Genomic DNA, 12612 nt, shown 5'->3' on the forward strand with positions numbered 1-12612 from the left:
CATTGTGAACACACTCAACCGTCGTGATTTCCCCGGTGCGCGCTATCCTGAACGTATCATCCAGTTTGGCGAAGGTAACTTCCTGCGCGCGTTCGTTGACTGGCAAATCGACCTCTTAAACGAGCATACCGATCTCAATGCCGGTGTGGTGATTGTGCGGCCGATCCAGAGCGATTTTCCCCCGTCGCTGAGCACCCAGGATGGTCTGTATACCACGATTATTCGTGGTCTTAATGAGCAGGGAGAAGCGGTAAGCGATGCGCGTCTTATTCGTTCCGTGAATCGTGAAATCAGCGTCTACAGCCAGTACGATGAATTTCTGAAGCTCGCCCATAACCCGGACATGCGGTTTGTCTTCTCCAATACCACGGAGGCGGGGATCAGCTATCACGCGGGGGATAAGTTTGACGATGCGCCAGCTGTAAGCTATCCGGCCAAACTGACGCGTCTGCTGTTCGAGCGTTTTACCCACTTTAACGGGGCAGCGGATAAAGGCTGGATTATCATTCCTTGCGAACTCATCGACTACAACGGCGATGCCCTGCGTGAACTGGTGCTGCGCTATGCACAGGAGTGGGCGCTGCCGGCGGCATTCATTGCGTGGCTGAATGATGCTAACACTTTCTGTTCGACGCTGGTTGACCGCATTGTTACCGGCTATCCGCGTGATGAGGTGGCAGAGCTGGAAGCCGGGCTGGGCTATCACGACAGCTTCCTCGACACGGCGGAACATTTCTATCTGTTTGTTATTCAGGGGCCGAAATCACTTGCAGCTGAACTGCGCCTGGATAAATACCCGCTCAACGTCCTGATTGTTGACGATATTAAACCGTATAAAGAGCGTAAGGTGGCGATCCTCAACGGCGCGCACACGGCGCTGGTTCCGGTCGCTTTTCAGGCCGGCCTGGATACGGTAGGGGAAGCCATGAACGACGCGGAAATTTGCGCGTTCGTAGAGAAGGCTATTTATGAGGAGATTATTCCGGTCCTGGATCTGCCGCGCGACGAGCTGCACTCCTTCGCCAGTGCCGTAACGGGGCGTTTCCGTAATCCGTACATTAAGCATCAGCTGCTGTCGATTGCACTGAACGGGATGACCAAGTACCGCACACGCCTTCTGCCGCAACTGCTGGCAGGGCAGAAGGCGACCGGCAAACTGCCAGCTCGTCTGACCTTTGCTCTGGCGGCGCTGATTGCATTTTACCGTGCCGAACGCAACGGTGAGTGCTATCCGGTTCAGGACGATGCGCACTGGCTTGAACGTTACCAGCAGCTGTGGACGCAACATCACGACAAACAGGTCACTACCCGTGAACTGGTATCGTCGGTGTTAAGCATGAGCGAACACTGGGAACAGGATCTCACTCTGATGAACGGACTGGTAGAACAGGTTGCGCTGGATCTGGATGCGATTTTAAGCAAAGGCATGCGCGATGCGGTGAAACCGCTCTGCTAATCATACGCCCGGCGTTGGCCGGGTTTTTTACAGACCACCTTTAGTTACAACATACTATATGTTCTTTTTTATAAAAAGCACGTGCAGCACCGTGCGGTTCAGGCTTAACAGGTCAGAAAATGCAATGAGTTATTAACATGCTTGCAACCGTGAGGGGGATCACGTTTAATAGCCGCGCTCTTTACTTTTCTGAAGCTGATTATGATTGTTCGTCCTCAACAGCACTGGCTGCAACTGATTTTTGTCTGGCATGGTTCGGTACTTCCCAAAATTTATACCCGACTGCTGCTTAACTTCCTGCTTTCCATCGCCGTGATTGTCATGCTGCCGTGGTACACCTCGCTGGGTATCCGGTTTACCGTCGCGCCGTTCAGCATTCTGGGCGTGGCTATCGCCATCTTCCTGGGATTTCGCAATAACGCCTGTTATTCGCGCTATGTTGAGGCGCGTCTGCTTTGGGGGCAGTTGATGATAGCGGCGCGCTCGCTGTTTCGCGAGGTAAAAAACACCTTACCGGATGATAAACATCTTGGAGAGTTTGTTCGCCTGCAAATCGCGTTTGCTAACTGTCTGCGAATGTCCCTGCGCAGAGAAACCAATGCCGATCAGCTGTCCCGCTATCTGGCTCCAGACGATTTACGCAAAGTGATGGACGCCAACTCGCCGGCGAACCGTATCCTGCTGATCATTGGGGAGTGGCTGGCCGTGCGGCGGCGCAGCGGGCACCTTTCAGACATCTTGTTTCACAGCCTTAACAACCGCCTGAACGATATGTCCATCGTGCTGGCTGGCTGCGAGCGTATCGCCAACACGCCAGTCCCGTTTGCCTATACGCTGATCCTGCACCGGACGGTGTATCTGTTCTGCATCATGCTGCCGTTTGCGCTGGTAGTTGATCTGCATTACATGACGCCCTTTGTCTCTGCGCTGATTTCCTACACCTTTATCTCGCTGGACACGCTGGCGGAAGAGCTGGAAGATCCGTTTGGGACAGAAGATAACGATCTGCCGCTGGACGCCATCTGCAACATGATGGAGCGCGATCTGTTGCAGATGAACGATGAAGAGAATATCCCTGAAAGACTGATGCCGGATAAGCATTATCAGCTGACCTGACGGGCATTCCACTCGTCGCGGGTGATTTCCCACAGCTCCGAATCCAGCAGGCCGCTGACATAGGCTTTCTTCTCCGTCCTGATGAGCCGCATGCCGCTGCTGTCTGAAATACGTCGGGAGCGGCTGTTGGCCGCCGCTTTCGGCGCGCGTAACACCGGTTTGTTGAGCGTATTGAACCAGTAATCCGTGGCCGCAATACTCGCCTCGCGCATATATCCCTGGCCCTGAAATTCCGGCGCGAGCCAGAAGCCCCGATTGTTGTCCTCCACGTCATACAGGCAAATCAACCCCATCAGTTCGTCAGGCGCTTCGCGACGGCGAATCGTCCAGAACCACGCAATCCCTTTGGCCATATCGGGCAGTGCAACGTTGTTGACATAATTTTCTGCACCGTTTTCCGGGTAGGGCCAGGGGACTGAAGCCACCATATAGCGGACAATCTCCCAGCGCGGATAGCGTTGCTGGATCTGGACGGCATCTTCTGCAATCAGGGGGCGTAATATCAGGCGCTCGGTGGTAAGCGTGGGTATGGTCATCCGCTGATCTCCATAATTAAGCGTTATGCTTTTGTTTGGGTTCTGGTATTTTCATCAATATCACATTCTATTTGGTCGTGCTTTTGTTATTCAGGTTTATCCATAAAAGGGGTTATATGATGCAGAGAAAAGCCAGGCCCGAAGAAGCCGAAACACTCTGGCACGTCCGTAACGAAGCGATTCGCCATGGCTGCAAAATCTAGTGGGTTTTGCCATGCTGGGTGAAAATACGCATTACTCGCGTATGGCCGACGCGCATTTACGCTGTATTGAAATGGTAATTGATTTGTAAGGTCAGAACAGATGACGCTAACCGTACGTCCTTTATGCGCAGAAGATTACCCACAATGGCGACCGCTGTGGGATGGCTATACCCATTTTTATGAGTGCTACCTTGACGAGTCCGTTACCACGGCCACCTGGGACAGGGCGCTCTCAGGTTCATCATCCCTGTTTTGCCGGGTCGTGGAGAAAGACGGCAGCGTCATCGGCTTCGCCATGTGTGTCCTGCATGAAGGGACCTGGTCAACCGCGCCCGTTTGCTATCTGGAAGATCTGTTTGTTGACGCTGCCGAACGTGGCGCAGGGGCGGGTAAAGCGCTTATCGACGCCCTGATCGATGAAGGCAAGCGGGAAGGGTGGTCAAAACTCTACTGGGTAACCCGCATGAACAATCCGGCGCGTAAGCTGTATGACCACTATGGTGAAGCTGACGATTACGTCCGGTACCGAATCTCGCTTTAGTCGCTTAATACCTGGGTTTGTATCACACTGTATCTGCCTCTGCGGTACATACACAGGTATGCAATAAAACCGTATCCCCACACATCTCCTATACAAACGCATGGTGATATATCTCCGTCAACTCAACTTATCCGGAGATAACATCATGTTTAATAAACTCGCATACTCAGCCGTCGCCCTGACCGTTTCACTTGGCACCGTGATGTCCTGTCAGGCAGAAGCGACGGGTAAGAATTACGCGTCGGCCTTCAACCAGGTAAAACAGATTAACGCTGGCGATTTGAACGTCGGTTACGTCGATATCGGGCCAAAAGAGGGGCAACCGGTGATCCTGCTGCATGGCTGGCCGTACGACATTCACAGTTATGCAGAGGTGGCCCCCGCGCTGGCCGCGAAGGGGTATCGTGTCATTGTGCCGTCCCTGCGCGGGTACGGCACCACGCGCTTTATTTCTGATAAAACGCCGCGAAACGGCCAGCCTTCGGCAATGGCAAAAGACATCGTCAACCTGATGGACGCCCTGAATATCAAACAGGCGGTGTTTGCCGGTTATGACTGGGGGGCGCGTACGGCGGATATCGTTGCGGCGCTCTGGCCGGAACGCGTGAAATCGCTGGTCTCGGTGAGTGGCTACCTGATCAGCAGCCAGGCGATTGGCAAACAGCCTTTACCGCCGAAGGCAGAGGTTCAGTGGTGGTATCAGTTCTATTTCGCCACGCCGCGCGGTGCGGAAGGCTATGCTAAAAATACGCACGATTTTGCCCGGTTGATCTGGTCCCAGGCTTCGCCTGACTGGAAATTCAGCGATGCCACCTTCAATGCGAGCGCCAAATCCCTCGATAACCCGGACCACGTTGCCGTCACGCTCAGTAATTACCGCTGGCGTCTGGGGCTGGAGAAGGGGGAGCAGAAATATGACGCCTACGAACAAAAACTGGCTAAGCTGCCGAACATTACGGTGCCGACCATCACCATCGAGGGCGGTAACAACGGAGCACCACATCCTGCACCCGCCGCCTATGCGGGAAAATTCACCGGAAAATATGAGCACCGTACTTTCGGCGCAACGGTTGGCCACAACCCGCCGCAGGAAGATCCGCAGGACTTTGTTAACGCGGTTGTCGACGCGGATAAGCTCTGATATGTGCTATTTTCAATCCGTTACCTCTTAAACAGGAGCCTGCGGTGGAGCATATTGATCACATCCTTGTCGTCGATGACGACAGGGATATTCGTGAACTGATTGTCGATTACCTCGTGAAATCCGGCTATCACGCCTCTGGCGCAGCGAACGGGAAAGAGATGCGCGTAGTGCTCGACAAACAGCATATCGACCTGGTGGTGCTGGACGTGATGATGCCCGGCGATGATGGCCTGACGCTGTGTCGGCAGCTGCGCAGCAGCAGGCATAAGGATCTGCCGATCCTGATGCTCACCGCGCGCAACGAGGACACGGACCGCATCCTGGGGCTGGAGATGGGCGCCGACGATTACGTGGTGAAACCGTTTGTGGCCCGCGAACTGCTGGCGCGTATCAAAGCCATCCTGCGTCGTTTTCGTACGATGCCGCCTAATCTTCAGGTGACCGAGGCAGGGCGCCTGGTGGTGTTCGGTGAATGGCAGCTGGATACCGTGGCGCGTCATCTGATTGATAACGAGGGGATGGTTGTGGCGCTCAGCGGGGCGGAATATCGCCTTTTGCGCGTATTCCTCGATCATCCTCAACGGGTGCTGACCCGCGACCAGCTGCTTAACCTGACTCAGGGACGTGATGCCGAGCTGTTTGAGCGTTCGATTGATCTCCTGGTGAGCCGCGTGCGACAGCGTCTGAATGAAGATGCCCGCACGCCCGCCTACATTAAAACCGTTCGCAGCGAGGGCTACGTCTTTACCATGCCGGTGACCATCGTCGAGGCCAATGAATGACGCTGTGGCCCCGCACCTTACTCGCCCGGCTGCTGATCATTGTGCTGCTTGGACTCTTGTTGGCTAACGCGCTCAGCCTGACGCTGGTCATGGTTGAGCGAATGCGCAGCGCGCGCACGGTTATGCTGGGCAATCTTGAGAACGACGTGGCGACCAGCGTGGCCATTCTCGACCGGCTTCCGGCCAAAGAGCGGCCAGAGTGGCTGGAACGGCTCAGTCGCGGTAATTATCGTTATATCCTTGGCCCCGGCGAGGCAGGCGCCGCGCCAACGGACAAGCGCTCGCGGGATGCGATTCGAACTCTGAAAGAGACGCTTTCAGCCCAATATCCGCTTCAGTTTACGGCGGTGCCGGGGCCTGTTTCCCATATTCAGGCCCATCTGACGCTCCGCGACGGCGCACCGCTCACTATCGATCTGATCCCGCGCATGCCGCCTATCGCCAGCTGGCTGCCCGTGGTGCTGGTTCTTCAGCTGTTACTTGTCGCGCTCTGCTCCTGGATTGCCGTGCGCCAGGTTGTCCGGCCCTTCCTGCAATTCACGCGCGCGGTTGATTCCCTCGATCCTGCGGCCCATTCTCCGATGACTGAAAAAGGTCCGGTTGAGGTGCGTCAGGCAGCGCATGCTTTTAATGAGATGCAGTCGCGGATACAGACGTATCTGCGTGAACGCGCGCAGATTCTGGCATCCATTTCTCACGATCTTCAGACGCCTATCACGCGCATGAAGCTGAGGATCGAAATGGCGGATCAGCCCGAACTCCGCGATAAGCTGCTGAGCGATCTGGATAATATGTCGCGCCTGGTACGGGAGGGGATTGCCTATGCCCGGTCATCAGAATCCCTGGAAGAGACCACGCTGAAACTGGAGCTGAATGCGTGGGTTAACAGCATTGCCAGTGATTATCAGGACATTGGTAAAAACGTGCAGTTTCATGCACGCAATGCGCGTCTGCCGATCGTCACTCGTCCCCAGGCATTGCGCAGGGTCATGACCAATCTGCTCGATAATGCGCTGAAGTTTGGCGATAGCGCGGTAATAGAGATTGATGAAGATGAAAGGCAGGTAGCGATCCGCATTATGGATAACGGCCCTGGCATCCCGGAGGCAGAACTGGAGGCGGTGTTACAGCCGTTCTACCGGGTTGAAACGTCGCGCAACCGGGAAACGGGCGGCACCGGGTTAGGCCTCGCCATTGCCGCGCATCTCACCGCCCAGCTTGACGGGAAATTGCATCTTGCAAACCGGGCTGAGGGAGGGCTGGCCGTAATCGTGACCCTTCCGCGCGGTTAATTGTACGCCTGTGTATCTGCACCCCGCGCCGATACGCAGGCAGACAAAATCCAGCTTTTCACACACGGCCTGAACACATTCATCCGATGAAATGACCTCACTGCATCTACGCAGCAACCGTATCGTGAGGTCGTTATGTTTATGATAATCGCTTTTTTAGGCGGCATGATTAGCCTGCTCAGTCCGTGCACGCTTCCCGTCATTCCTCTGCTGTTCGCCGGCTTTCAGGGGCAGCGCAAACACATTCTGGCGCTTCTGGCGGGAATGATTGTGATGTTCACGTTGGTGGCGATGGTAGTAACGGTTGCCAGCGAGTGGATCGCTGACGCCACCGTTATCGGTCGCTGGATTGCGCTGCTGGTACTGAGCATTGCCGCCCTGGCCCTGATCTTCCCGCAGTTCGCTCAGCGCATTGCCCGCCCGGCGGTCAGCGCGGGAAACGTTCTCAACACCCACAGCATGCAGCGACGCGGCCTGGTTTCGGCTTTTCTGGCAGGGCTGGCCGTTGGGCTGCTGTGGTCCCCCTGTGCCGGACCGATTCTCGGGGCGATCTTCAGCATTAATATTGCGGGCCACTCGGCCATCGCAACCGGAGCGCTGTTAGCCGCTTACGGCAGTGGGTGCGCGTTGATGCTGGGGCTGCTTGTCGCGGGGGGCCGTAAGCTGATAACCCCTCTGAGAGCCAAATCCGCATTGATGGCGCGTTTGCGTCAGGGAGCGGGAGTGATGATGTTAGCCGCCGTTGCGTTCAACGCCAGCGGGATGACCTCCGCCCTGAAAGGCGCCAACGGTGTTGCCGACCAGCTGGAAAACGCCCTGTTGAGCTTTGCGCAACCATCCTCCACACAGGTGAAACTGCAACCTGTCGCTGACGCAACCCCGGGCAGCCAGCTACCGTCATTAAGCGGCGGTACGGGTTGGGTAAACGGTGACGCTGTCACTTCTGATGACTTGCGCGGGAAAGTTGTGCTTATCGATTTCTGGACCTGGGACTGTATCAACTGCCAGCACACGCTTCCGCACGTGCGTGACTGGGCGAAGAAATATCAGGCTGAAGGTCTGGTGGTGATTGGCGTCCACACCCCAGAATACCCCTGGGAAAAGCCGTTATCATCGGTGAAAAACGCGGTCAACAAATGGCAGCTGCCGTACCGCGTAGTGACGGATAATAACTACAAAATATGGAGCGCGTTCGGAAATCAGTACTGGCCTGCGCATTACTATTTCGATGCGAAAGGGCAACTGCGTTACACCGCGTTTGGCGAGGGTAACTACGACAAGCAGGAGGCCGTCATTCAGCAGTTGCTCAAGGAAGCGCGTTCCTGATCCGGCTTACGGAACCCGCTGAGCCACCATAAACAGGCGCGGAAAAGCCAGCAGTATCTGCCCGTTCTCCTGAAGCGGATACTGCTCTTTCAGCAGCTCAAGGTAGCGTTTCAGATAGTTTTTCTGCTCGCTTTCGTTGAGTTCCTGTAACCACGGGCGTAACCCTGTCGCGCTGACCCAGTCAATAATCGCCTGATGAGAGCTCATCTGATGGAAGTAAGTGGTGCGCCAGATATCCACGTCGCATCCCGCTTCCGTCAGAATATCGTAGTAGGCATGGATACCCGGCAATGGCTCGCGGCCACGATCGGGGTAGCCCTGTTCCCAGGCAACTTCACGCATCAGGGCGTGCGTCGGCTCAAGCCAGTTGTCAGGCATTTGCACCGCCAGCACGCCGTTTAACTGGAGCAGTGAAACCAGGTGTGGCAGAAGGTGGTAATGGTCCGGGATCCATTGCAGTGAGGCGTTGGCGTAGATCAGGCTGAGCGGCTGGTCAGGTTTGTAGTGCCGGATATCCGCCTCAACAAAGTGGAAGTCTGGCAGGGCCTGTCGGGCTTCCTCCAGCATGGCCGGGGAGTTATCCACGCCGGCGATCTGCGCAGAAGGCCAGCGCTGTTTCAGCAGCGCGGTGCTGTTGCCTGGCCCGCAGCCCAAATCCACGCCAGAGGTTATGTCAGCAAGCGGCACCCGGGCGAGTAACTCAGCGGCGGGACGTGTGCGTTCTGCGCTGTACTGTAGATAAAGAGAGGGATCCCAGTCGGCCATTTTCGCATCTCCATGTTGAGGTGTTCAGCAAGGATAGCACAGGCAAATACCTGCGCCGGGGCAGGTATCTGGCTAATGGTGAGATTATAAAATGCCTTTCAGGGCCAGGTGATAGAGCAGCATGATGGTTTTTCCGTCAACAATCTGCCCATTTTCAATGCCCCGAAGCGCGTCGTCCAGCGTCATTTCCAGTACGTCGATATCTTCTCCCTCTGCTTTAACGCCGCCGCCCGCGCTGGTCCGATCCTGCGGATGATATTCCGCCAGATAGAAGTAGAGTTTCTCGGTAACCGAGCCCGGGCTCATATAGGCCTCAAAAATTTTCTCTACGCGCGTCACCTTATACCCGGTTTCTTCTTCCGCTTCGGCCTTAATCCGGCTTTCCGGGTCAAGGTTATCGAGCAACCCGGCGGCCGCCTCAATGAGATCCTCTTCGTGACCATTTATAAACACCGGGAAACGGAACTGACGCGTCAGAATGACGGTTTTGCTGTCGCGATTATAGAGCAGGATCGTCGCGCCATTCCCCCGGTCATACACTTCACGCTCTTGTCGCTGCCAGTCGCCATCGCTGCGCTGGAGGTCAAAAGTGTATTTTTTCAGGTTATACCAGTTGTCGGACAACGTTTCGCTGTTGATGATGCGTATATCTGCACGTTTTGATTGCACGTTTGGCTCTCCTCTCGTAGAGTAAGCATCATAAACAGCACTATCGTGCAAATACAAGGCATATCGTGCAACAACAGGAATAATTCATGCTCACAAGCCAGCGTAAACAGTTGATTCTGGAAAAACTGGAGGCGGAAGGTCAGGTCCAGTCTACTGCGCTCAGCCTCTTTTTCTCGGTGTCTGAGGACACTATCCGCCGGGATTTACGTGAACTGGCGGCAGAAGGGCGTTTGCAGCGTGTTCACGGCGGCGCACTGCCAGCATCGTCAGCGATTGCGCCTTTTGCCGAGCGTCAGTCCGTTAAAATGGATGCAAAAAAACGCGTGGCACGGCGAGGCGCGCAGCTTATTTCACCGGGGCAGGTGGTGATCATTGATGGCGGGACGACCACCTCCGAACTTATTACGTTCTTACCACCCGATTTACGGATAACCGTGGTGACGCACAGCCCGGGTATCGCTTTGGGGCTGGTCGACCATCCATGCATAGAGGTGATCCTGATTGGTGGTCGTTTGTATAAACACTCCATCGTCACGGTCGGCGCGGCCGCTATTGAAGGCATCAATAATATTCATGCGGATCTGTTCTTCATGGGGGTCACCGGCGTTCATCCTGAGGCCGGGCTGACCACCGGAGATTACGAAGAAGCGTGCATCAAACGTGCATTTTCCGGCAGAGCGGCGGAAACGGTGGTATTGGCCTCACCGGAAAAGATCAACACGGCCTCGGCGTTTGTGATTGGCGACCTGTCGCTGGTGAATACGCTGGTTGTTGAAAACACAACGGATGAACGCTGGGTAAGCGCGCTGAAAGAAAAGGGCGTTGCGGTGATCGCAAGCCAGTAAATATCTGCTTTTTTGCCAGCCTGACCGCGTGGCTGTCAAACAGACAAAGGTTATCCTTCACGCGGATTTCTAGACTAAGGCTTTCATCTGTTTAAGGACAAGCCATGAAAGCGGTCTCCATTCTGACGTGCGGCGCGGACCCAACCGCGCAACGCCTGTCAACGTCTGCCATTCAGCAGGCCATAAATAGCGCTCAACAGAACGATGTCATTGTTATTCCGCAAGGCCGTTTTCTGACCGGAGCACTGTTCCTGAAAAGCGGTGTTTCGCTTCGCCTGGACGCTGGCGCACAGCTCGTTGGAAGCCAGGATCTGGCTGATTATCCGTTGATAAACACCCGGGTGGCCGGCATTGATATGCGTTGGCCGGCAGGCATTATTAATATCATCGATTGTGAAAACGTCAGTATTACCGGTACAGGCACGATAGACGGACAGGGTGTCATCTGGTGGCAACGCTTCTGGGGCGATGACGAGCGCAGCGGTATGGTCGGCGATTACAGCGCCAGAGGATTGCGCTGGGTGGTTGATTACGACTGTCAGCGCCCGCGCAATATCCTGGTCTTTGAAAGCCAGCGTATTCTGCTGCGTGATTTTACCAGTCGGGAGTCCGGATTCTGGAACATGCACCTTTGTTATTCGCGCCATATCACGGTTGAGGGCGTGCAAATCAGCAATTCTGCGGGGCCGAGCACCGACGGGATTGATATCGATTCTTGTGAACAGGTGCGGGTTGAACGCTGCATTGTTTCCTGTAATGACGACAATATCTGCATAAAATCAGGACGAGGACGCGAAGCGGCGCAAAAAGCACGTACCGCAAGGGATATCGTGGTTCGCGGATGTACGCTGAATAAGGGGTCCGGGATCACGCTGGGGAGCGAAACTTCAGGCGGCATTGAACGCGTCCTGATAGAGGATAACGCGTTTAACGGTACGGGCGTCGGGTTTCGCATTAAGTCGGCCCGCAACCGGGGCGGGTTTATCCGTGATATCACCGTCCAAAATTTACATCTTACGGACGTACGTTTTCCGGTGCTGATCCAGCTGAACTGGTTTCCTCAGTACAGCTATGCCGACCGGGGAAATTTATCTGATAAACCAGAACACTGGCGCAAGCTGGCTGAAGGTGTTGAGGGCGAAGCCGGTCTTACTGCGGTCAGCGGACTGACGATTAAAAATATGACGGCGCGTCGCTCAGACAACAAATATTTCTCGCGGGCATTTTTCATTGAGGGGTATCCGAAGCGTCCTGTGACCGGGTTAACGCTGGACGGAATTTTGATTGACGCGTCAGAGTTCGGGAAAATTTCCGGTGTGGATGGGTTGCGCTTTAAGGATGTGCAGGTGACTGCCGTGGAGAACACGCAAGACCGTAACGACAGTTATGAGCGTTGATGTATTGCACGGTGAAGGCGTTAACGTTACTGTTAGAGAGCTACAAGCAAAGAAATCAGGGGCTTACCGTGAAGAAAGAGATAAAAACACTGGAATCGAGACAGATTTATCGTAACCGCTGGATGTCGCTAAAGGAAGACCGGATTCTGAGAGCCGATGGGAGCGAGGGGCTTTATTCCGTCATTGAAAAAGATGATTTCGTGGTCATCATTCCGGTTGAGAATGATGAAATCTATCTGGTTGAACAATACCGATACCCTCTGGGCCAGAGAACCACAGAACTCCCTACCAAGGCGCTGCGCGGCCATCAGTGTGGTCAGACGCTGGACGACAACGTCCTGAATGATTTTGAGTCGGTTAACTTTGTCCATAGTGAAAAACTCCGCTGCGGGTGCCGTCATCAGAATCCCTCGATGGTGAATCTACGTGACGGACATCTTAACTTAGCCCAGAACGGACATTACAACTTTGCTATTACAACATTGGTGCGCATAATGTATATTATGTTAAATTACCTGTGGTGATAATGAGTTTGTGATT

General features: G+C 54.8%; 13 protein-coding genes. 10 read left to right on the forward strand and 3 right to left on the reverse strand.

The window, feature by feature from the left end:
* Nucleotides 1-4 precede the first annotated feature (4 nt).
* Together RS584_RS10570 and RS584_RS10575 are read left to right on the forward strand one after the other, a co-directional pair.
* Nucleotides 5-1456, forward strand: coding sequence for a tagaturonate reductase (locus RS584_RS10570; protein WP_315749709.1), 1452 nt, complete (start codon nt 5-7; stop codon nt 1454-1456).
* 201 nt (nt 1457-1657) lie between these two features.
* On the forward strand, nt 1658-2572 hold the full coding sequence (locus RS584_RS10575; protein WP_315749711.1) for a bestrophin family protein: 915 nt from the start codon (nt 1658-1660) through the stop codon (nt 2570-2572).
* Here RS584_RS10575 and RS584_RS10580 read toward each other — a convergent pair.
* Nucleotides 2560-3108, reverse strand: coding sequence for a GNAT family N-acetyltransferase (locus RS584_RS10580; protein WP_022651192.1), 549 nt, complete (start codon nt 3106-3108; stop codon nt 2560-2562). The two genes, RS584_RS10575 and RS584_RS10580, sit on opposite strands and share 13 nt — an antisense overlap.
* Nucleotides 3109-3411: 303 nt before the next feature.
* On the opposite strand from RS584_RS10580, the gene RS584_RS10585 reads away from it, so the two are divergent.
* The 5 genes from RS584_RS10585 (at nt 3412) to RS584_RS10605 (ending at nt 8396) form a co-directional block, all read left to right on the forward strand.
* The gene (locus tag RS584_RS10585; protein ID WP_315749713.1) at nt 3412-3852 is read left to right on the forward strand and encodes a GNAT family N-acetyltransferase; all 441 of its coding nucleotides are present in this window, start codon (nt 3412-3414) and stop codon (nt 3850-3852) included.
* 145 nt (nt 3853-3997) lie between these two features.
* Nucleotides 3998-4993 carry an alpha/beta fold hydrolase gene (locus RS584_RS10590; protein WP_047056769.1) on the forward strand — a complete coding sequence of 332 codons (996 nt, stop codon included), beginning with the start codon at nt 3998-4000 and terminating at the stop codon, nt 4991-4993.
* A 44-nt stretch (nt 4994-5037) separates the two neighbouring features.
* Complete coding sequence (locus RS584_RS10595) at nt 5038-5778, forward strand: response regulator (RefSeq protein ID WP_022651194.1); 741 nt, start codon at nt 5038-5040, stop codon at nt 5776-5778.
* Nucleotides 5775-7070, forward strand: coding sequence for an ATP-binding protein (locus tag RS584_RS10600; RefSeq protein WP_315749716.1), 1296 nt, complete (start codon nt 5775-5777; stop codon nt 7068-7070). The genes RS584_RS10595 and RS584_RS10600 overlap by 4 nt, the downstream gene beginning before the upstream one ends.
* Nucleotides 7071-7205: 135 nt before the next feature.
* Entirely contained in the window at nt 7206-8396 is a 1191-nt protein-coding gene (locus RS584_RS10605) for a cytochrome c biogenesis protein/redoxin (RefSeq protein ID WP_315749717.1), read from the forward strand.
* A gap of 6 nt (nt 8397-8402) precedes the next feature.
* On the opposite strand, the gene tam is transcribed toward RS584_RS10605, so the two are convergent.
* Together tam and RS584_RS10615 are read right to left on the reverse strand one after the other, a co-directional pair.
* Complete coding sequence (gene tam / locus RS584_RS10610; protein WP_315749719.1) at nt 8403-9161, reverse strand: trans-aconitate 2-methyltransferase; 759 nt, start codon at nt 9159-9161, stop codon at nt 8403-8405.
* Between the two features lie 84 nt (nt 9162-9245).
* On the reverse strand, nt 9246-9830 hold the full coding sequence (locus RS584_RS10615; protein ID WP_017382349.1) for an NUDIX domain-containing protein: 585 nt from the start codon (nt 9828-9830) through the stop codon (nt 9246-9248).
* An 86-nt stretch (nt 9831-9916) separates the two neighbouring features.
* Between RS584_RS10615 and RS584_RS10620 the strand changes: the two genes are divergently transcribed.
* The 3 genes from RS584_RS10620 to RS584_RS10630 all read left to right on the forward strand — a co-directional run bounded on the left by RS584_RS10620 (nt 9917) and on the right by RS584_RS10630 (nt 12596).
* Entirely contained in the window at nt 9917-10675 is a 759-nt protein-coding gene (locus RS584_RS10620; protein ID WP_015570520.1) for a DeoR/GlpR family DNA-binding transcription regulator, read from the forward strand.
* Nucleotides 10676-10779: 104 nt separating this feature from the next.
* Nucleotides 10780-12072 (forward strand): glycoside hydrolase family 28 protein, encoded by a 1293-nt coding sequence (locus RS584_RS10625; RefSeq protein ID WP_315749721.1) that lies wholly within the window; start codon nt 10780-10782, stop codon nt 12070-12072.
* 68 nt (nt 12073-12140) lie between these two features.
* Nucleotides 12141-12596 (forward strand): hypothetical protein, encoded by a 456-nt coding sequence (locus RS584_RS10630; RefSeq protein WP_315750048.1) that lies wholly within the window; start codon nt 12141-12143, stop codon nt 12594-12596.
* Nucleotides 12597-12612 lie beyond the last annotated feature (16 nt).

This window comes from Enterobacter sp. DTU_2021_1002640_1_SI_PRY_ASU_LCPMC_013, from assembly GCF_032389435.1.
In the GTDB taxonomy this organism is placed as follows: domain Bacteria; phylum Pseudomonadota; class Gammaproteobacteria; order Enterobacterales; family Enterobacteriaceae; genus Enterobacter; species Enterobacter hormaechei_C.